The 20,116-nt window shown below is 42.4% G+C and carries 18 protein-coding genes; 7 read left to right on the top strand and 11 right to left on the bottom strand.

The annotated features are described in order from the left end of the window. Window position 1: 1 nt before the first annotated feature. A complete protein-coding gene (locus ELZ11_RS02305) occupies window positions 2-3,139 on the top strand; it encodes a response regulator (RefSeq protein ID WP_137355753.1) in 3,138 nt (1,045 codons plus the stop codon). Here the strand turns inward: ELZ11_RS02305 and ELZ11_RS02300 are convergent. From ELZ11_RS02300 to ELZ11_RS02280, 5 genes are all read right to left on the bottom strand, one after another. Further along, the gene (locus ELZ11_RS02300; RefSeq protein ID WP_137355752.1) at window positions 3,134-4,591 is read right to left on the bottom strand and encodes a protein adenylyltransferase SelO; all 1,458 of its coding nucleotides are present in this window, start codon (window positions 4,589-4,591) and stop codon (window positions 3,134-3,136) included. The genes ELZ11_RS02305 and ELZ11_RS02300 overlap by 6 nt on opposite strands. 392 nt (window positions 4,592-4,983) lie before the next feature. Beyond that, window positions 4,984-5,559 carry a LysE family translocator gene (locus tag ELZ11_RS02295; protein WP_374939801.1) on the bottom strand — a complete coding sequence of 192 codons (576 nt, stop codon included), beginning with the start codon at window positions 5,557-5,559 and terminating at the stop codon, window positions 4,984-4,986. 181 nt (window positions 5,560-5,740) lie between these two features. Further along, window positions 5,741-6,688, bottom strand: a complete 948-nt coding sequence (locus ELZ11_RS02290) for a glycosyltransferase family 2 protein (RefSeq protein ID WP_137355750.1) — start codon at window positions 6,686-6,688, stop codon at window positions 5,741-5,743. 12 nt (window positions 6,689-6,700) lie between these two features. Further along, complete coding sequence (locus ELZ11_RS24065) at window positions 6,701-7,012, bottom strand: EamA family transporter (protein WP_374939800.1); 312 nt, start codon at window positions 7,010-7,012, stop codon at window positions 6,701-6,703. A gap of 86 nt (window positions 7,013-7,098) precedes the next feature. After that, window positions 7,099-8,601 carry a hypothetical protein gene (locus ELZ11_RS02280; protein ID WP_137355748.1) on the bottom strand — a complete coding sequence of 501 codons (1,503 nt, stop codon included), beginning with the start codon at window positions 8,599-8,601 and terminating at the stop codon, window positions 7,099-7,101. Window positions 8,602-8,806: 205 nt separating this feature from the next. On the opposite strand from ELZ11_RS02280, the gene ELZ11_RS02275 reads away from it, so the two are divergent. Further along, window positions 8,807-9,601, top strand: a complete 795-nt coding sequence (locus ELZ11_RS02275; RefSeq protein WP_137355747.1) for a substrate-binding periplasmic protein — start codon at window positions 8,807-8,809, stop codon at window positions 9,599-9,601. 29 nt (window positions 9,602-9,630) lie between these two features. Here ELZ11_RS02275 and ELZ11_RS02270 read toward each other — a convergent pair whose 3' ends face one another. Continuing rightward, window positions 9,631-10,164: a dihydrofolate reductase family protein gene (locus tag ELZ11_RS02270; protein WP_137355746.1), complete on the bottom strand. Its 534-nt coding sequence runs from the start codon at window positions 10,162-10,164 to the stop codon at window positions 9,631-9,633. Between the two features lie 108 nt (window positions 10,165-10,272). On the opposite strand from ELZ11_RS02270, the gene ELZ11_RS02265 reads away from it, so the two are divergent. After that, window positions 10,273-10,839: a TetR/AcrR family transcriptional regulator gene (locus ELZ11_RS02265; protein WP_137355745.1), complete on the top strand. Its 567-nt coding sequence runs from the start codon at window positions 10,273-10,275 to the stop codon at window positions 10,837-10,839. An 83-nt stretch (window positions 10,840-10,922) separates the two neighbouring features. Here ELZ11_RS02265 and ELZ11_RS02260 read toward each other — a convergent pair whose 3' ends face one another. Continuing rightward, on the bottom strand, window positions 10,923-11,351 hold the full coding sequence (locus ELZ11_RS02260; protein WP_137355744.1) for a DUF3010 family protein: 429 nt from the start codon (window positions 11,349-11,351) through the stop codon (window positions 10,923-10,925). A gap of 260 nt (window positions 11,352-11,611) precedes the next feature. On the opposite strand from ELZ11_RS02260, the gene ELZ11_RS02255 reads away from it, so the two are divergent. Then, window positions 11,612-12,610 carry a sensor domain-containing diguanylate cyclase gene (locus ELZ11_RS02255; protein WP_137355743.1) on the top strand — a complete coding sequence of 333 codons (999 nt, stop codon included), beginning with the start codon at window positions 11,612-11,614 and terminating at the stop codon, window positions 12,608-12,610. A gap of 2 nt (window positions 12,611-12,612) precedes the next feature. Here the strand turns inward: ELZ11_RS02255 and ELZ11_RS02250 are convergent, their stop codons facing one another. From ELZ11_RS02250 to ELZ11_RS02235, 4 genes are all read right to left on the bottom strand, one after another. Then, on the bottom strand, window positions 12,613-13,074 hold the full coding sequence (locus ELZ11_RS02250) for a bifunctional diaminohydroxyphosphoribosylaminopyrimidine deaminase/5-amino-6-(5-phosphoribosylamino)uracil reductase RibD (RefSeq protein ID WP_137355742.1): 462 nt from the start codon (window positions 13,072-13,074) through the stop codon (window positions 12,613-12,615). Continuing rightward, window positions 13,052-14,239, bottom strand: a complete 1,188-nt coding sequence (locus ELZ11_RS02245) for a sugar efflux transporter (RefSeq protein ID WP_244291589.1) — start codon at window positions 14,237-14,239, stop codon at window positions 13,052-13,054. Before ELZ11_RS02245 ends, ELZ11_RS02250 begins: the two co-directional genes overlap by 23 nt. Before the next feature lie 577 nt (window positions 14,240-14,816). Continuing rightward, window positions 14,817-16,184 carry a sensor histidine kinase gene (locus tag ELZ11_RS02240; protein WP_137355741.1) on the bottom strand — a complete coding sequence of 456 codons (1,368 nt, stop codon included), beginning with the start codon at window positions 16,182-16,184 and terminating at the stop codon, window positions 14,817-14,819. Further along, a complete protein-coding gene (locus tag ELZ11_RS02235) occupies window positions 16,184-16,849 on the bottom strand; it encodes a response regulator (RefSeq protein ID WP_137355740.1) in 666 nt (221 codons plus the stop codon). The genes ELZ11_RS02240 and ELZ11_RS02235 overlap by 1 nt, the downstream gene beginning before the upstream one ends. 134 nt (window positions 16,850-16,983) lie before the next feature. Between ELZ11_RS02235 and ELZ11_RS02230 the strand changes: the two genes are divergently transcribed. The 3 genes from ELZ11_RS02230 (at window position 16,984) to ELZ11_RS02220 (ending at window position 20,058) form a co-directional block, all read left to right on the top strand. Then, window positions 16,984-17,979 carry a Bug family tripartite tricarboxylate transporter substrate binding protein gene (locus ELZ11_RS02230; RefSeq protein ID WP_137355739.1) on the top strand — a complete coding sequence of 332 codons (996 nt, stop codon included), beginning with the start codon at window positions 16,984-16,986 and terminating at the stop codon, window positions 17,977-17,979. Between the two features lie 88 nt (window positions 17,980-18,067). Next, complete coding sequence (locus ELZ11_RS02225; protein WP_137355738.1) at window positions 18,068-18,538, top strand: tripartite tricarboxylate transporter TctB family protein; 471 nt, start codon at window positions 18,068-18,070, stop codon at window positions 18,536-18,538. Between the two features lie 8 nt (window positions 18,539-18,546). Beyond that, complete coding sequence (locus ELZ11_RS02220; protein WP_137355737.1) at window positions 18,547-20,058, top strand: tripartite tricarboxylate transporter permease; 1,512 nt, start codon at window positions 18,547-18,549, stop codon at window positions 20,056-20,058. The last annotated feature ends 58 nt before the right edge of the window (window positions 20,059-20,116 follow it).

Raw genomic sequence — 20,116 nt, 5'->3', positions numbered from 1 at the left:
AATGAAAATTGTTCCTAAGCTACTGATACTTATATCGACGTTAACCGTTCTAGCTATGACCGCCGTGGGTTATGGTGCCTACAGCATTGCCAAAAAATCCATTGAAGGCATCGTTGATCAACAAATCGATGGCACATTAGAACTCGTAGAAAGTATCTTTGAAGAAAACAATGAAAAGTTGGTATCGATTGCTGATATCGCCTCTAAAAACCGTAATTTAAGTAAAGCGCTTGATCGCGGTATTAACCGAGGGGTTAGCCAAACACTGAATGATATTGCAGTCGCTTATGAGAACATTAATTACATACTCGTCTTAGATTACGACAGCAGTGTGTTTTCAGCGTCGACGACCACAAGTTCAGGTAAAAAGTTTTCTGGGGAATTGATCCTTACCGAAAACCTTGAAACCAATCCGCTGTTTTCTAACTTACTCAGAGATAAACCATTTTTAAGCGAGCCTCAAATCGATCCTTTCAGAATCGATTCTTCCGCTAGCGACTTATCTCAATGGATTTCTTCACCGATTAAGCGACGAGACAAGTTGATTGGCTGGGTGATTATCTCCACCCACTGGAGCCACAGCTACAAAGAGCTGATGACAAGCTCTTTAGATAAACTGGTCAAAGCTTCTTATCCTGTCCTCGCGATTCAAGTGTACCCTGCGAACGAAGCATACCCCCCTGTTGAAGCACGTTTAGCAGGAAAAGAAATTCCGGTTATCGCAACCTCTAAATCACTGCCAAGTAGCTTTGGTGGTATTCAGCTCGAGCTCGACTTTGACAGAGCCAAAACCTACGAAACTTTATATTCGATGATAGGCTCCATCGCTTACTTAATCATTGGCGGTAGCCTCGCGCTCGCTTTAACGTTATTCGTTGCCCTGCGCCAACAACTTATTAACCCGATTACTAAACTGGTTACCGGGATAAAAAACCTAGGTCATGAGAGCTTAGGAAAACAACTCACCGTCTACAATAATGATGAATTTGGCAAAATAGCTAACTCCGTAAACGAACTCACCAATAAGTTGAGCCAATCCACTATCTCGGCCGCCCGCCTAGACCAAGAGGTCAAAGAAAAAGAAGCGTTAATGACCACGCTTCAAGAAACTAGCCATAAGCTGACCGCCATTCTCGACACTGCCGCCGATGGTATGATCACCATTGACATCAATGGCATCATCTTGTCGTTCAACCAAGCGGCACAAAATATATTTGGTTATCAAGAATCCGAAATGATCGGGCAACCCGTCACCCTGCTAATGAACAATAAAGATTCGGCTCATCACCAAAGCTACATGAATAATTACCTCAATACGGGGCATTCAAAAATCATCAATGTGCGAGACAAACAGGGGAAACTCGGACGTCAATTGGAAGGGCGTCGTCGAAACGGTGAAGTGTTCCCGATTCAACTCTCAATCGCGCGAGTGAATACTGAAAATGGTGTGATTTTCTCTGGTCTAGTTAAAGACATCACCGAAGCGAAGCAAGCAGAACGTAACCTAATCCAAGCCAAAGAAGAAGCCGAGCAAGGCGCTATCGCAAAAAGTGAATTCTTAGCGGTAATGAGCCATGAAATCCGAACCCCTATGAATGGAGTGATCGGGATGCTTGAGTTATTGATGGATAACCACCTGAATAAATCCCAATCACACCAAGCGTATTTGGCCCATGACAGTGCGGTTTCATTGCTCAATTTGATCAACGACATTCTCGACTTTTCCAAAATCGAAGCGGATAAATTGGAGCTCGAGGATCAACACTTCAACCCACGAAAAGTGCTAGGTGATCTCGCGGAATCACTCGCTACGCAGATCCAAAACGACAACTTAGAATTAGTCCTCGACACCATTGGCGTTACCGAGACCATGATTCTTGGAGATGCGACCCGTATTAGACAAATTTTCGCCAATTTACTTTCCAACGCCCTCAAGTTCACGAAAGATGGCGAAATCATTATCAAAGCGAAACTAGAACATCACAACGATGACCAATGGAAACTCATTGGCCAAGTAATTGATAGCGGTATTGGTATTCCTAAAGATAAAGTCAGCCACCTGTTTGACAAGTTTAGCCAAGTCGATGCTTCAACCACACGTAAATACGGAGGAACGGGGCTTGGGCTTGCCATCGTTAAGAAGCTCTGTCAGTTAATGGGCGGGGATGTTTACGTGGAAAGCCGAGAAGGCACAGGCAGTACTTTTACCTTTGAAATTTTTGTCGGGAAATCGAACGAGTCCGCTCAAGTATTACCAACAACTGATATCAGCCAACTATCAATCCTAGTAGTAGACGACAATGCCGTGAACCGAGAAGTATTACGTGCTCAGCTTGAAATCTGGGGAGCAACGGTCACCGAATCCGACGGCTACTACTCAGCACTCAAATGTTGCTCCGCCCACATCGCTGAACATGGTCGTTCGTTCGATATCGCTTTCTTAGACATGCAAATGCCAGACGCCGATGGCATCGATTTATGTAAGAAAATGAAGTCTGAGAAAGATTACCGCGTCACAGAGCTAATTATGATGACATCGATGGACTCGGTCGCAAATCAAGATTTGTTCAAGAAAGTCGGTTTTAGTGGCTACTTCCCTAAACCTGCTACCACATCCGATCTATTCGATGCATTGAATGTTATCGGCAGCAAAGGCTTCTCAACCAAAGATCACTTAGTCACGCACAACTACCTATCTACGCTTGAGCCTAGAGAACAAGAGCGCGCCCCAATTGAGATCGATGAAGGATTGAAAGTTTTAGTGGTGGAAGATAACCGAGTGAACCAAATAGTTATCGAAGGAGTGCTAAGCAAAATGGGCATTGATGTAAGCATTGCCGAGCACGGAAAAATTGCTTTAGCTTCGCTCAATGAACAACACTTTGACTTGGTACTTATGGATTGCCAGATGCCAGAAATGGATGGGTATGAAGCCACCCAACAGATTCGCCTAGGCGCTGCGGGTGACAACAATATTAAGATCCCAATCATTGCGATGACAGCAAACGCGATGTCTGGCGACCGAGATGCGTGCTTGAAGGCAGGAATGAATGATTACTTAGCTAAACCTATCAACAAACAAGAAGTGCTCTCTAAAATCTCTGAGTGGAGTAAGGCGGACGCACTCATCGAATCATGATGAGCAGCTGATTTCCATTTCCTTACCCCACTCGGGAGGAAGGTTGGCGTAAGCTTCAAATTCTGGATGTTCATCAAATGGTGCTGCAAGGAGTTTAATCAGAACATTAAGCTCACTTGCATCCCCCGCTTCAGCTTTGTCTATCGCAAGCTGGGCTAAATAATTACGCAATATGTACTTAGGGTTTACCTTACGCATCTCTACGCAACGTTCGGCTGCAGATACTGGCTCTAATTCGCACCGGGATAAATACGATTCCAGCCACATGCTAGCTGCTGGCCTATCAATAAACAAATCAACCACCGTCTCTGACTCTTGAGTATCAAGGTCAGACAAGCCTCTGAAAAATCGAGTGTAATCGACACGGCTTTGCGACATCAATTCAAACATCGAATCGAATAATTTGCTGTCACCAGCTTGTTTGGTAAGTAACCCAAGCTTCTGACGCATCAACTGACTGAAATAGCTCCCCAGCTGTGCCTCATACTGACCAAGCGCTGCTTCTAAGTCGCCTTTATCAATCAAAGGAGACAACGAATGCGCAAGTGCCGACAAATTCCATAGACCAATCCTAGGCTGCTGATTGAACGCGTATCGCCCTTGGTAATCTGAGTGATTGCAGATCAGCTGGGTGTTGTAGTCATCTAAGAACGCAAAGGGACCGTAATCAAAGGTTTGGCCTAATATCGACATGTTATCTGTGTTCATTACACCATGCGCAAACCCATACGCTTGCCACTTAGCAATCATTTCTGCTGTGCGGTCCACAATCAAATTAAACATTGTGGTGTAAGGATTATCACTGTCTTGGCATTCAGGAAAGTGCCATTCAATGACTTTGTCTGCTAGCAGCTTCAGCTCAGACATTTGGTTGGTATAAAAGAAGTGTTCGAAGTGCCCAAAACGAATATGAGATTCGGTTACTCGCACCAGTAAAGCGCCTTTTTCTTGTTTCTCTCGATAGACCGGGGTTTCGCTTTCCATCATCGCAAGTGCGCGTGTGGTTGGAATATTCAAACCAGCCATCGCTTCACTGCATAGATACTCTCGAATGGTAGAACGCAGCACCGCTCTACCATCGCCCATGCGCGAATAAGGCGTTTTGCCCGCACCTTTTAAATGCAGGTCAAGCGTTTGACTTTGCTTGTTAATTACCTGCCCTAGAAGTAGGCCACGACCATCACCTAAGTCTGGATTGTAAGCACCGAATTGATGACCCGCATATTTCATCGCGATAGGATCAAATTCTTGCGGGATGCTCGAACCTGAAAAAGCTTCGAGTAGTTCTGGAGTGTTTTCTGGAGAGCTAGGTAAACCAAGTGATTCAGCCAGTGGCTGATTCCACGTCAGCCAACGCACTTGTTCGAGGGGCGTAGGATTAACATGGCTATAAAAAGCCGCTGGTAGCGTGATAAAACGATTATTAAAAGAAACAGAATTCCAAACAGACATTAAACTTGGCACTTAAATCAAAGGTAACCAAATCGTATCACAATTGAGTAACAAGTTCTGACTATGCTCCGCCTCCAGTGACGCGCACTGGAGCGAAATCTAAATGACTATGAGATGAAATTTTTAAGGCTGTGAATATAGGTGATGGGATATCAAATGGGCTATAAGCCCAAATATTAAAACTGCATAAATGCAAGAATGCTAACCAAAGAACCCATAGAGAATAACCAAGTTCTGCTTATAACGCCTAAGTTGCTGTGTTGAATCATTTCTTGATGCTGCATTCTTCTCTCCTTGAGAATGTTAATTAGTCATTACAATATAGCGATCGCTATAGTGATGTGGAAGCACATTAGTATTAACTTTTTATGACAGCATCATGAAAGTTTCATTTAAGCGCGTGTTGTCGTCGAAAGCAGAGCTCCGGCACCAATGAATACCCCACCAGTAACTCGATTGAATATCTTGGCTCGCCCTTTGGCAAACAACCAGTTAGACGACTTAGCCCCTAGATAGGCGTACATCAGCAACCATGATAATTCCATTACGGCAAACGTGACTGCAAACACCACATACTGAGATAATAATGAAGCACTTGGGTCAATAAATTGAGGGAAAAGAGCGGTAAAGAAAAGAATCGCTTTAGGGTTACTAGAACCAACAATAAAACCGCTAACAAAATGATTTACACGTAAGCCTTTTTTCGCTGGTGCTTCTACTCCATCAGCTGTCGTCGCTTGTATATCATCTTGGTTAAAGTCTTCTTGGCTTGAACGCAATGCCTTCCAACCCAGATAAATTAGGTAAGCAGCACCAACCCACTTAATCACACTAAACACCAATTCCGACGACGCGATGATCACTCCTAAACCAGTGAAAGAAAGCGATAGAATTCCGGTAATTGCAGTCAGGCTACCCAACGCCGTAAATACCGACAATTTAAACCCCGATTGCACTGCCTTCGTCATACACAGCAACGAACTAGGGCCTGGGGAAGCCGTTAACACTAACACCGCCAGAAAGTAATACATCCATGTCTCTAAACTCATTGTGAATCCTCCATAACTCACTAAAAATGTTCAAAATACGACCATCCATAATGTGTTATATATTCACAATATGCAACTTTGTATACTTACTTCTATCACACTACTCCCGAGAACGGCTTTCTTCCTCAATAAAATATCGAGGGCGATGCTTAGACTCAATGTATATTCGCCCAATATATTCCCCGATAATTCCAAGTGAAAGCATCTGAACGCCACCTAAGAAGAATATTGCAGACATGATTGATGTCCAACCATCCACCGCGTTTCCGTTTAGTTTGTCCAAGAGTGCACTCATGCCACCTAAAAACGAGAAGAAAGAAATAACAAAGCCCATGTAAGCAATTAGGCGTAATGGTTTGGTAGAAGTAGAGGTTATTGCCGTTAAAGCTAGAGAAACCATCCTACGAATTGGATACTTGCTGACCCCGATGCTTCGCTCTTTACGTGCGTATTTAATTACACAACTTCTAAAACCTAATTGCTTAATCAAACCTCTAAGATATAAGTTCGATTCATTGTGATCTAAAAGTGCGTCCATCGCTCTACGACTCATTAATCTAAAATCTGCATGATTTTCTATGTGATGCACTTTCATAGCAGACAAAGTTTTGTAGAAAGCAAAAGCAGAAAGTTTTTTAAAACATGTATCTGTCGCCCTTTCTTGTCTCACACCAAAAACGATGTCGTATCCATCTAAGTATCTAGTCACCATTGAACTTATAACATCGATATCGTCTTGAAGATCAGCATCGAGCGTCACTGACAATTCACTTTCGCAATGGGCAAGTCCCGCGATAAGGGCCGTTTGATGCCCCACATTTTTTGCTAACTTAATGCCTCGTACATGCTTACTTACTTCCCTTGATTCAACTATTTTTCTCCATGTAGAGTCTATGCTTCCATCATCGACGAACAATATATGGCTAGTTTCTGAAATTTTATTTAATTCAATTAACTCTAATAGCAACTCAATAAGGCTATCTCTACAATGCTCGAAACAATCCTCCTCATTATAACAAGGTACAATTAAGGATAATGATGGCATCATAATAACCTCCTACTATTTAACTATAAGAAACAACCCAACAAACATACAAGCGAGGCCAATATAATCCGTGACTGATACCTGTTCCTCTAGCAAATAGAAAGACATAAAGTACGTAATTACAAATGTAAGTAATGTAAATGGGAAAACTTTAGACAAATTCTCTTGAGATAATACATATATCCACATAACTGCACTTAAGCCATATAGTAGTGCACCTGAAAAGACCCAAACATTAATGAAGTCCCTAAGAACCACACTATCTTTTGCCCCTAGCTTAAACGACAACTGCGCAATTGAAGCAAAGACACAGCTAAATAAAACCATGTATATGTTATTCAACGCCATTTCATCCTCCTCATTTAATTCACGTCCAACAACATCAAATTACCTATATATACCTAAAAACTTTGCTATATCTCAGTATCATTGCCCTGGATTTCTTGACTAAATAACCACCAACAACCTTCATTATATAATTGTGCCAGCCCCGTATTGGATCGAATCGTCTCCCTCCTATCAACAGGCATCTGGCAGTCCCTAATAATTATATAGTCATATAATCTAGCTTTATTCCAATCGATACTCGGATACTTATATCGATTAATGTGGGCGTTTTTGATTAAGTCTTCATTGCTTGAATTTATCTTATACCTAATCATCTCTGGATAAAAAGTAGCAAAGTTAAAGTCCACAACCACATCTTTATTATTTGTTATAACCTGAGGTAACCATAAGTACGAATGGCTTGAAATTAACTGGTATCGATAATGCCCAGAATGTTTGTAACTGGTATAGTATACACCTCTTGTCTCAGGTTTAATCTTACTCTCTAAGTTTGAAATTATTTCATACTCTCTATTCAGGTTACCAGCTTGTATATACTTGGAAATAGATGTAATTACAGAAGCAAAAACAAGTAATCCGATAAAAAAACGTCTATTCCTCACTTCATTAATAGATAAAGATAAAAACAAAGGAAGTAAAACAAACAACCTTTCAGAGAAAAAAGAAGTACCTAATAGTATGTTGGGGGTTATAAAATACAACACCAGCAATACAAGTAAGCCTAGTATGAACATATCACATTTAGAGAAAGCATCTGTTAGTTTACTAATAACAAAAAGACAAATAAGTAGTTTGACCACGCCAAATACGTAATCATTGCTCATTAAATTAGAACCAATAAAACTGGTTACTCGATATTCCCACCCCTTATAACAAACACGACACCCTTCAATGATGGCCAACTCTTTATCCGCTATCCCTCCCATCCAAAAAAACAGCATAAGTAAAGGGAGAAGAAGAATACTGAAATATATAAAACTTTTAGCCTTAAATCCCGCACTCGACAAGTAAACAATGAAAATTGAAGCTACTGTTATTCCCCAAGCAATTGCATGTGAATACATCAGAAAAAAAGAAAATAATATATTAGTAGGCTTATAAGGATTACTGCTAATCACTACAAAGTAATATATCCATAACATACCAAATGACGAAGCGACCAAAAATGGAACAAAACCCCAATCTACAGGTAAGCTATATAAAAATGGAATAACAAGAAATCGTACATCTTTGGGCTTCCCTATATGACAAGCAATCGCCCCTACAACAATAGGAAGCGTAATTAGGTAAATAGAAATACCTATTTTTAGTGCGATAACCGAGTCGAAAACCATTGCTAAACTTGCAAGAAATAGGTTTGAGATAATATAAGGCGTGAACCAATTTACTTCATATACATCTGAATAAAATTCGTTGCCATTGAATAGACCTTTTAAGGCCGAGAGTTGTGCAACATGCTGGGGGAAATCAGTAGATAGCGGAACATGATTTATCCAGATAGGAACTAAGATAACTATCAAAGTTACATAGAAAAGAATGTCTATCCTGGCACTTTCCCTCAATAGCAACTGAAAATCCTTTTATCAGTGAGTGTTTATAGATAGTAGACCTTGCTAAGAAACTCGCTAAGAACATTCCTAATATTTTTACGTTTTATCAGGACCTTATTGTAAGTAGCCTTTAAGAAGGCTGATGGATACCCCTCATCACTGTCTTATCCTTATAGACACCCCTCCATTACTCGACTAGTTTTATAAGTAATCTAAGATATGTATGGAGGTTGGCATGTGTGGTTTTCATGTTTTTTTCCGCCCCTTTTGGCTCGCGTTAACACTGCTTGTGCCAACGTCATTCCCAGCGTTATCTGCAGATTTGGAAAGCCTCTCGTTTTACACTGAAAACTACCCGCCCGCGAATTTTGAAGATAAAGGTAAGCTCTCTGGCTACGCCGTCGACATTTTAGTCGCAGCAGGCCAAGCCGTTGGTAAAGATATTCATATGTCGCAGATTTCAGTATTACCTTGGCCTCGTTCATACCGAAATGCTCTGAATATCGATGATGCAGTATTATTTTCCACTACACGCACCGAACATAGAGAAAACTTGTTTAACTGGGTTGGTCCCATCACAGATATCAAAGTAGTCGTACTCGCGCGCAAGCAAGACAACATCACAATTACAGATCCAATTGAAATGGGAAAATATAAAATCGGCGTGATCCGCGACGATATTGGCGAGCAATCTTTATTGCAGCTCGGGATCCCGAGAGATTCAATGCAAGAAGCCACATCTGTGACTATGCTTGCGGAACAACTGGTAAAAGACCGAATTGATTTACTGGCCTATGCAGAAAAAGCCGCATATTGGTGGGCCAGCCAAGCTGGTATCGACTCAAACACCTTTGAAGCTGTATATGTTCTTGAGGAAGGGCAACTGTACTATGCGTTTAATAAAAACGTGAGCCCAGAAGTCACCGCAGAGCTGCAAAAAGGGCTCGATATTATCAAATCGAAAAAAAATGAAGAGGGTGTGAGTCTGCATCAAGAGATCATCAACCGTTACCGTTAACTCATCTCTTCGATGCATTTCAATCCAAGTTAGCGCACTCGTATAAAATGATTTTGGACGATCTGGTTTAAAAAGGTTTGGCTTTTAACCCATTTGAAATCAAGTGGTTTGTCCAAGTCACCGAACAACTGAGCTCCTCCACCAAGTAGCACCGGGATTGTCGAGATGATCAGCTCATCAATAAGATCTTCTTTAAGAAAATTCTGAATGGTTACGCCGCCGTCAATGTATAGGTTCTTGTAACCTTGAAAATGGATATCTTCAAGTACGGTTTTAAGTTCACCGCTAACTAAGAAAACCTTATCTTCATAACCTTCAGGTACGACTTTCATCGTATTACTCAACACAAAAACTGGTTTCGAGTATGGCCAATCGACACCAAAACTCAGCACCATTTCGAGTGTGTTCCGCCCCATGACCATCGCATCTATGCGCTCAAAGTGCTCAGCGAACTCCATATCATCACCGTCTGGATTTGGAATGGCATGCAGCCAATCAACGCTGTCATTTTTGTCGGCAATGTATCCGTCTAAACTTGTTGCGATAAACACACTGTTTGTCATAGCAGGTTCCCAATCATCAATTCAATCTAAAGGCTTGGCACAACCATTAGCCTCGTATACAATTAATTCTACACTGTAGAATTAATAAAATGATAGCGAGTGCTACCAATGTCTGTCAAGGAAAAGAGCCGAGGTCGACCCAAGAAAAATGATCACCAACTTTCAGGGGAAAAGATCTTAGGAGAAGCAAAAAGCCTGATGAAGCAAACTGGGAAAATACCCAGCATAAGAGGGTTAGCCGCCTCACTGAATGTCGATGCGATGGCGATCTATCACTATTTCAGCAATAAAAATGCGTTACTAGAAGCGATTACTACGTCTTTAATTGAAGATGTTTACCAACCGCAAGAGACGTGCAATTGGCAGCAAGAACTGACGAAACTTAGTCACAGCTATTTAGCACTTTTGGCTGAATACCCGGGGCTGCTTAACACATTACTCTCGATGGAGTCACAAAGCCCTGCTGCGGTATTTGCCGAACGTTATAACTTAATCATAGCTTCACTTGAGCTTGATGAAGAGACTCAAAAGAATGGCTTGGATTTACTGGCCGATTACTTACACGGATTTGCGCTAGCACTCGATTGTAATAATGGAGCAGGAAACTTAACTATTGAAATGCTTGGCGGGCCGTTAAAGCTAATTTGTTCCGGGCTAAAAAATGCCACCGATTAGGAGAAGACTGCATCTAAAGTGAACGAGTTGAAGAGGGGGAAACAAAGGCCTGAAAGCAATGATTCTTCCAGGCCAGAAAAGGATTAGCCGCGGCTCATCAAACAAGCGTATGCAGTGATAAACGCTTGCTCTTGGTACTGTTTTAAGCCAGTTTCTTTGAACTGTACCGCGAGTGGGTTTCGCTTCAGGCTTTCTTTAATTTCAGCCGGAGTCACCACTTTTACATCTAAGCCTTCAGACAATTGAATCGCTGCTTCCAACTTGAAGCCAAAACCGCCGCCCGCAAACTTGCCTTTGGTTTGGCGCTGGCGAATCACGATTTTATCAACTTGATAGTCTTCCATTAACTTAGCAAAAGAAAACTGAAAGTCTCTCATCTGCTGAGTATCATTTGCATCACTGATCGATACTTTGGCTACTCGGCAATCAGGAATATTAAATACACCATCAGAAAGCGAAAGAAGACTAATGATCGCATCATTACCTTTGATCTCAACACCACAAATTTTCATGTCATTACCTATTTATTTTCTAGCCGCGGATTATACGACCAGTTCACCTTTCAAGCCAGTGCCTCGGATCATTTTAGCCAGATGATATAAAAAGCGACACCTCTTAATATGAGCGTCAAAACCTGCGAACAAGCATCCCTCATACTTTACTCCACCTCATTACTAACAATTTGCTATAGATGATGTTGATTTATAAATTGTTAATATGCGATATATTAACAAGCTGTTTCGAGGAGTGACTACAGGAAGTAATTGTTCATATGGAAGAGACCACTGAAAAAAGTATTCGCCTTCTACTTCATAAATACCAAGCTCGAGCTATAGAGTTAGAGCGTGAAAACGAACGATTAAAACGCCAAAAAGATCGTTTAGAAGAGAAGCTTAATGCAGCCCTTGATGGAACTGGGTTATGCCTATGGGAGCAACATATCCCGACGGGCAGCTTGACCATTTTCAATATGGAATGGGGAAAAATGCTCGGCTTCAAACCTAACGAGCTAGAAGCCAATGTCGAAACGTGGAAAAGTAAACTACATCCAGAAGAGCGAGAAGAAGTCGTTGGCGCTTTTGAATCGCATCTCGCAGGGGAAAGTGATTCTTATCAAGCTATCCACCGTATGCTGCACAAAGATGGTAGCCACAACTGGGGCTCTGATCGTGGCCGAATAGTAGAATACAGTCTAGACGGTAAGCCCCTTCGTATGATGGGGACTCACATCGATATCACTCAAGAAAAGCGCTATGAGCTCGAATTGGCCAAACTTGCCAGTCTAGATCCTTTAACTAACCTGCTGAATCGGAACACGCTCGAACAAAAATTCAACGATATTGGCAGATCTCAAAAGAACAAATCTACAGCCTTAATTTTTATCGACCTAGATAACTTCAAATCGGTGAATGACCACTTAGGTCATAAAGCTGGTGACACGCTGCTCATTCAAATATCTCATTGGCTGATAGAAGATTCGCCATCAAGTGCAGACGTAGCGCGTTTAGGAGGAGATGAGTTCGTTATTTTATGTTCAGATGTGTCCAAAGAAGAGTTAACCCGACTCGCCACGCAGCTACTTAAGCGTGTTTCTGCCCCGATAATGCTAGAAAACGGCGAAGCCAACGTAGGATTCAGTATTGGTATTTGTATGTTTACGCCTTCAACAATCAGCTTCGATGACGTTTATGAGCAAGCAGACGCCGCAATGTATCAAGTCAAACGTCAAGGGAAAAACAACTTTGTCTTCTATGATGCATTAGAGAAATGAACTTAGGATTTACCCAAGTACGGTGATAAGAACTCACTGACTTGATGCTCCGCAATCCCAATCTGTATCTCAACACCTGAACGCTCTAGGTGTTCGATGCCCTTTCCGCTATTTCTCGGATCTGGGTCTAACATCGCGACCACGACATGCTTAATACCTGATTCTACCAACGTATTGGCACAAGCTGGTGTACGCCCTACAAATGAACAGGGCTCCAAGGTTACAAAGGCGGTGACACCGTCCATTGTCCCTGAATATTGATTGAGCGCTTCTACTTCTGCATGATTTCCACCAATGACTTGCGTATAGCCTTCAGAGACAATTTTATGCTCCTTTACCAACACGCAACCTACTGGTGGGTTAGGCTGACAACCCGGTAGTGCTTGATGTGATACGCTCAGTGCTCGAAGCATAAAAGACTCCAGCTCTGACTTATCTGTTTCATGAAATAATCTGTTCAACATTACCTTCTACTTTTACTTTCTGGCTCTTTCTATCAAAAATTATTAATCCAACCAAGGCAGCAACGATTGCGGTAAAACACAATAAAAGCGGCGCTCTAAACCCATAATACTGAGAGATTATGCCCATTAAACTGGTGCCGACCATGGTGCCAAGTAACATTGCATTGGTGTAGAAAGCCGAAGCTTTACCGATGTTGTTGGGTGCAATATCTTGCATGATAGTTATGCCTAACCCCACAAAAATACCAAAGAACACACCATTAATAATCTGAAGCACCAAAAAGGCTTCAAGTGATGAGCTCAAATACATTGCCGCATAGAAAACCGCACCCGCCATAAAGCCCATTTTCATCACAGTCACTTTACCAATACGCCCCGCCCAATTAGCCGCCAAAAGCATGACCGGAATTTCCACCAGCGCTGTTAAACCGAGCAGCCAGCCGGGTGACGATTTTGAGAAGGCCAACTCTTGAATGAGGTAAATCGGCATTGCATTAATGTACGTGCTGTTTGCGATATTCGCTAACAGTACCACGGCACCTAGCCCCCATACTGAGCGTGGTAACTGGCTATTTTTAGAGGTTTGCTTCTCTGAATGATTTACTGTTGGAGATTCAAAGCAGAGCATCACAATCACAACAACTACAAGCGCAATAGCAGCTGCTAATACAAAGTTAGATTGAAAACCCAGCTTGTCTACCGACATAAAAGCGAGTGGCGGTCCAAAGATCCACAGCAGCGATACCGAAGAACGCATCTGCGAGTTGAGCTTAGTACTATCGGCACCAGTGGAATCCGCGTAATTACGAATGATCGTCAGAATTAACGGCACAGAAGACGACGCAAGGGGCATCAACACACAACCAATAATGAGCGCATGCCAAAATTCGCTAGCCATATAGAAACCAGCCGATGCCATCACTATCCCAAACAACGAAAGGATAAACAGCGCTTTGCTCGACACACCCTTATCAATCAAGGCGGTAATTTTGGGGCTCACTGATAACGTTGAAATCGCCGTTAGCGTGGTATAAACCCCGATAAAAGCAGGCTGAGCATTCAATTCACTTACGAGGAATAAGCTCATAATGGGAAGCAAGAACGCAAAAGATAACGCTGTCATTCCATTGATGGTAAACAAAATACCGGTTTGTCTTTGTACCAAGGTTTAAATCCTTTAAACAATTTCAGTTACCTTCGCACGATAAACAATAACGCGACTAAATGCCATGAGAGGCATTTCATAAAATGGAGTAAGGTTCACGACAAGAACCCAAGATCAGCCAATTACACGTTCACTTAAAGGGTAAGCGGGTAAAATACACAACCAAAAACATTGTTTGATATTGATAGCTCGAGACAGTTAACATTGCTCCCGCCATCAGAAATCCCTTCCTACTAACTCGTTGTGAAAGAAGAACTAAACCTACATGAGAAGCGTAATAACAAAAGCATTCACTGTATTTACCCTACTGCTGGCCTTAGCTGGCATTTACCAAATCACAATATTTTGGATATTCGTTTCAGATATGGGGTCAATGGAAACACCCTATTATTGCCAGAATAACGAGGGGGAGTACCAATGCACACGAGAAGAGTACAACGCTATATATTACGGCGAGTGAAGTAAGAACATAGATATTGGAGAGCTTTGTACTCCCCCCCACCAAATACGTTGATGTCACCAATGGAGCTCTAACTCACCAACTTTACCTAAGCCGGTTATTGGGCAATGTGAATCCCTAGTCCCGAATAGGAATCCCCACTATAGAAGCGCACAACCCAGAGCCTTTGATCGATTTCACAACCAAACGAGCTTGGTGGCTTTCAGCGATTTGCTGGACAATCGGTAAACCTAGGCCAGAGCCCTGCTTAGTTTGATCTATCCGTAAGTGACGCTCAGTCAAGCTGGCAAGATTACCTTCTTCTACACCTTGCCCGTGATCACGAACAGATATCGCAACCGATTTGCCCGTAGCTACCACGCTCAGTACGATTTCTCCTTCCTCCTCACGGTTAATTGGCCTACCGTACTTCGTCGCATTTTCGATCAAATTCAGCAATGCGCTTTCCAACATCACTTCATCCACTCTGCAACTGACACGATCAATATTGGTCTCAAAAGCCAAACTCTGCCCTTGTTCAAACACCATAGGGGCATGATTTAGACAAAAGCGTCGACAAAGCTCCACCATGTCGATTTCTCTCCAGTACTCATCAGTTACAACACTATTTTGAGCTTTAGCGTAGTGCAGCATTTGCTGAGTCATACGTGTCATCAAAGTCAGGTTGTTTTCGATGTCCGATAACAGTTTTTTATCTGAAGACTTATGGTAGAAAGAAAGCTGCAATTTCATCTCAGCTAAAGGTGTTCGTAGTTGGTGCGAAAGATCTGTGTTGAAGTTGTTGCTGGTTTCAATACTGGTATGTAAACGAGACATCAAGTTATTCAATGAAGACACTAAAGCCTCTACTTCTGGAGGAACCTTTGAAACAATTGGTGACAAGTTGCTTTCGGAACGTAAACGAATTTCTTTTTGTAGCTCTTTTAACGGCTTGAGGCTGCGTTTAACGATCGAGACCATTAGTACAGCAGCAAGTAGGCACACGAAGATCGCGATAAAGATAATACTCTTTTTCAGCCCTGATAACGTCGACTCTCGCCCCTGTTTTGACTCGGCTACAATAATTTTAGCAGTGCCTAATTTTGTTGGTACAGTATATTGAACGGCCCTTAACTCTGTCCCAGCATAAACCGTATCGTAAAAATAATGCGATTTGTTTCCTTTCCCTTCTACCAGTGCCAGCCCTTCAAAACCAGCAAGTAAACTGCCATCTGGCGCTACGATTCGATAGAAGATTTTCTCATTACGAACATCACTTAACGTATCAATAGAAAAATAATCCATATCGATTTTGAGCTTACTTTTCTTAACGTACAGTTTGTCGTTAATGCTTTTGCTCACCGCCAACAACATGTTGTCATACAAGCGCTCAGTCTTTTCTTCAAGAACGAGAGTGCTAACCAAAAATATTAACAATGAGAAAATGATCAATGCACCTGTAAGTGCAAAATAAAGTCGTTGCGATAAAGACTTAAAGTTAATCATTATTTTGATTTCTCAAGCATGTAACCAAGCCCGCGCACGGTGCGGATATGTAGATCTGGAACAAACTTTTTTCTCAAGCGAGACACATAAGTTTCGATCGCATTGTCACTCAACTCGTCATCAAAGGAAGCTATTTTCTGAACAATTTGCTGCTTACTCACCACACGTTCAACATTGCTAAGCAGGCACTCCAACACATTGAGCTCTCTGCGGTTGAGAACGACATCCTCGCCATGAAAAGTAACTGTGCGACTACCCACATCTAAAATCAGTGCTCCATGTTCTATCTGATTAACGACCCGTGAAGCAGAACGCCGTAATAAAGCATGGACTCGGGCAATCACTTCATCCAGTTCAAATGGTTTACACAAATAGTCGTCCGCTCCTTCATTCAAACCTAAAATTCGCTGATCTAACTTGTCTCTAGCTGATACGATTAACACTGGAATGGAGTGGCTTTGCTGACGTAACGTTTTCAATATTTGAAGGCCATCACAGTCAGGTAAACCTAAATCCAGAATAAGCAGATCAAAATGCTGACTTTTTAAGGCGAATTGAGCGGCTTCACCTTGGTGGATAACGTCGGCTGCAAAGCCTTGTTCAGAAAGGATTTGTTGTAAGCCTTGGGCGATAACTTGGTTATCTTCAACTATCAATATACGCATGATCGACTTCAAACTTCTCGGTAAAAATAGCGATGCTGTCAGGTTATGCAAGGTTGGTGACAGAGTAGGTAGATAGAGTTGCAGATGTAAACAAAAGGTTAATAACAACAAAACTATTACTAAGGAAGAGTAAAATGAAAAAGTTCACCAAAGCAATTGGAAAGCTTTCAGCTGTGACTGGACTAACACTCTCTGTGATCCTCCCTTCCACAGCCATTGCTGATAACTTTCCGAAAAAGCCGGTAAATTTTGTCGTTGGCTTTGGCGTAGGAGGCAGTGCCGACCGAATGACTCGCGCAATGTCGAGCTTTGTTGCTGAAGAGCTTGGCCAACCAGTAAAAGTCATCAACAAAAAAGGCGCAGGAACTCAAATTGCGGCGAACTATGTGCTCAACCGTCCCGATGACGGATACACTGTTTTTGCTTCGACTTTTGCCCCTTACTTACCTAACACCATCTTAAAAGGCAATGCTAGCTATACCATTAACGACTTCTCATACATGAACTTTCAATGGTTTGATTTCGAACTAATTGCAGCCAATAAAGATACGCCATACAAAGATCTAGCGAGCCTATTAACCGCTGTTAAAGAAAAGCCTAAATCAGTAAAAGCAGCAGTAGTGCAAGGCTCAGGTGGTCACTTAATGGCTAAGCTCCTTCTAGAGAAAAGCGGTATTCCACAAGAAAACCTAAACCTCGTGACATTCAATAGCGGTGGTAAAGCCCGTTCGGCAGTTGCTGGCGGACAAGTCGATTTTATTATCATCAGTGCACAGGGCAGCGAAGGCATCCGCGAATTCTTACACCCACTAGCCGTAGTACGTGATGAAGAAAGCGATCGCTGGGATGCACCAGCAGTAAACGATGCACTTAAACCGCTAAACGCTGAAGTACCTGTTTTAACCGGCTCTATGCGTGGTTTCGCCGTGACCAACGAGTTCAAAAACAAGTACCCAGAACGTTACCAAAAATTATCTATCGCGTTTGAAAATACACTCGCGCGTAAAGACGTACAGAAGTTTCTAAAATCGAGTGACATTGGTGGTGTATGGGTTGGCCCGGACCGTGCAACTCAAATGATGATAGAGAACTACGAAACGTTCAAAACTTACAAATACCTACTCGACTAAGTTCCATTTAACCCCCTTAAAACTCTACATTTAGGCTGCTCGTTATGAGCAGCCTCACCCTACTATTGCCCTAAATTTGGGAGGCTCTATGAGATTGTTAAGTCAACGCTCAGCGGACTTTGCTGTCGTTATCTTATTAGCTGCATTTGTTTGCTGGTACACATTAGCTGCTTGGCAAGCGTCCACTGCCGTCGAGAACCTAATTCTAATTGTCCCTATCGCAAGCATTGCGTTAATCATGTGTCTTGCGGAAATGGTTCGCCAAGGCATGCAAAAAGCCAGTGATTCAGACACAAACAGTGAGCCTAGCTCACCGGACTCGGTAGTCACGGTGCTACCTATCATTGCACTATTTAGCGGCTATGTTCTGTCGTTAGAAACCATTGGTTTTGATATTGCGACTACCTTATTTGTCGGTGCCTTTCTTTGGCTACAGAAAGAACGTCGTTTGGTGTGGGTCGTTGGCTATAGCGTGGCCTTTGGCCTATTGATGTCAACGTTCTTTGCTCAGATGCTTCCATACCCAATGCCAATGTCATTACTTCCAACCGAATACTAGGAGCTCACATGTTAGATCTGTCTGCAATTTCTGCTGGAAGTGAACTACTTTTCTCATCAATAGGTCCTTGGTTATATGTCATTCCGGGGATCATTATAGGCTTAGTTTTTGGCGCTATCCCTGGCTTGCAAATTTCCATGGCGATGGCTATCTTTCTGCCAGCAACGCTTTATATGAGCTTCCTTGAAGCGATGCTCTTCTTAACCGCAATTTTTACTGGAGGATCTTTCGGTAGCGGTATTCCCGCCATACTCATGAATATTCCGGGCACTTCTTCTGCCATAGCCACGGCATTTGATGGCTATCCTATGTCACGCAAGGGGGAGCACAATAAAGCACTAGGGGTTGCACTTGGTGCTTCATGCTTCGGTGTACTATTTGGCTACATGATCTTGTTCATGTTAATTCAACCCATTTCTAGCATGGTACTTAAGCTTGGACCATCAGAGATGTTCTTCGTGATCTTATGGGGCATGACCTTAATCGCTAGCTTAAAGGGCGACTTTATGCTCAAAGGGCTGCTCTCCGGTTTTATCGGCTTATTGATTGGCACAATTGGCTTTAGCGAAGTCGGCGTGGCACGTGGCACTATGGGAAATGAATACCTACTAGATGGTGTTCCTGTAATTCCGGCAATGATGGGCATGTTTGCAGCGTCAGAGCTGTTTAAACTCGTTAACACTAACTACTTAGTCGCGGATGAAGCCGCTCGAAAAGTCAGTATCAAAGAAATTCTATCTGGCGTAAAACATGCATTTAAGCATCCAAAAGTAATGTTGCGTGGCAGCCTAATTGGTGTATTCGTTGGTGCGGTTCCGGGCGTAGGTTCTTCAGTCTCTAATCTACTCTCTTATGTGGAAACCAAACGTCGCGACAAAGATCCAGAAAGCTACGGTCAAGGAAACCCTAAAGGGGTGGTCGCGGCTGAATCAGCAAACTCAACTTCTGAAGCGGGATCAATGGCAACACTTTTAGCATTAGGGATCCCTGGTGGTGGTGCAACAGCCGTAATGCTCGCAGCTTTCGCGATGCACAATATTACTGGTGGTCCGCAATTTATTAGAGAAGAAACGGATATTGTCTACGCTATTATCATTGCTAATTTTGGTCAGGTATTACTGCTGATAGGATTAGGGTTAATGTTTATCCCTATTCTCGCCAATGTAGTAAAAGTACCCATGACAATTTTGATTCCCTCGGTACTATCGATGGCCACATTCGGTTCATTTGGTTTAACCGGCAATATTTCAGGCCCTGTTACCGTTTTAGTATTCTCAATCATAGGCTGGATCTTTAGCCGATTGAATTACTCGGTACCCGCAGCTGTTATCGGAATTTTGCTCGGTGGAATGGCTGAAAGTAATCTACTTCACACTTATCAAATCAGTGGTGGAGAGCTGTCTTACTTACTTGAACGCCCTATCACCTTGCTTATTTTTGCTCTGCTCATAATATCGCTATTTGGCTCTAAACTAACGGGCTTACTGTCTAAACGAGCAACCAAAACAGCTTCAGCATAAACGACTATTGAAAGCCTACGTATCTATGAATACTACACTGACTTCGTTGGCTTTCCTT

Origin of the sequence: Vibrio profundi, assembly GCF_005281835.1 — a bacterium.
Classification (GTDB): domain Bacteria; phylum Pseudomonadota; class Gammaproteobacteria; order Enterobacterales; family Vibrionaceae; genus Vibrio; species Vibrio profundi.
This window is presented reverse-complemented; position numbering and strand designations above follow the sequence as displayed.

Excerpts from the sequence above, each read along its gene's own strand:
- ELZ11_RS02275 (WP_137355747.1), top strand. The coding sequence starts at position 8,807 with ATGGAGGTTGGCATGTGTGGTTTTCATGTTTTTTTCCGCCCCTTTTGG.
- ELZ11_RS02305 (WP_137355753.1), top strand. The coding sequence starts at position 2 with ATGAAAATTGTTCCTAAGCTACTGATACTTATATCGACGTTAACCGTT.
- ELZ11_RS02265 (WP_137355745.1), top strand. The coding sequence starts at position 10,273 with ATGTCTGTCAAGGAAAAGAGCCGAGGTCGACCCAAGAAAAATGATCAC.
- ELZ11_RS02300 (WP_137355752.1), bottom strand. The coding sequence starts at position 4,591 with ATGTCTGTTTGGAATTCTGTTTCTTTTAATAATCGTTTTATCACGCTA.
- ELZ11_RS02250 (WP_137355742.1), bottom strand. The coding sequence starts at position 13,074 with ATGTTGAACAGATTATTTCATGAAACAGATAAGTCAGAGCTGGAGTCT.
- ELZ11_RS02235 (WP_137355740.1), bottom strand. The coding sequence starts at position 16,849 with ATGCGTATATTGATAGTTGAAGATAACCAAGTTATCGCCCAAGGCTTA.
- ELZ11_RS02240 (WP_137355741.1), bottom strand. The coding sequence starts at position 16,184 with ATGATTAACTTTAAGTCTTTATCGCAACGACTTTATTTTGCACTTACA.
- ELZ11_RS24065 (WP_374939800.1), bottom strand. The coding sequence starts at position 7,012 with ATGGTTTTATTTAGCTGTGTCTTTGCTTCAATTGCGCAGTTGTCGTTT.
- ELZ11_RS02295 (WP_374939801.1), bottom strand. The coding sequence starts at position 5,559 with ATGACGAAGGCAGTGCAATCGGGGTTTAAATTGTCGGTATTTACGGCG.
- ELZ11_RS02270 (WP_137355746.1), bottom strand. The coding sequence starts at position 10,164 with ATGACAAACAGTGTGTTTATCGCAACAAGTTTAGACGGATACATTGCC.
- ELZ11_RS02220 (WP_137355737.1), top strand. The coding sequence starts at position 18,547 with ATGTTAGATCTGTCTGCAATTTCTGCTGGAAGTGAACTACTTTTCTCA.
- ELZ11_RS02290 (WP_137355750.1), bottom strand. The coding sequence starts at position 6,688 with ATGATGCCATCATTATCCTTAATTGTACCTTGTTATAATGAGGAGGAT.
- ELZ11_RS02230 (WP_137355739.1), top strand. The coding sequence starts at position 16,984 with ATGAAAAAGTTCACCAAAGCAATTGGAAAGCTTTCAGCTGTGACTGGA.
- ELZ11_RS02260 (WP_137355744.1), bottom strand. The coding sequence starts at position 11,351 with ATGAAAATTTGTGGTGTTGAGATCAAAGGTAATGATGCGATCATTAGT.
- ELZ11_RS02255 (WP_137355743.1), top strand. The coding sequence starts at position 11,612 with ATGGAAGAGACCACTGAAAAAAGTATTCGCCTTCTACTTCATAAATAC.
- ELZ11_RS02225 (WP_137355738.1), top strand. The coding sequence starts at position 18,068 with ATGAGATTGTTAAGTCAACGCTCAGCGGACTTTGCTGTCGTTATCTTA.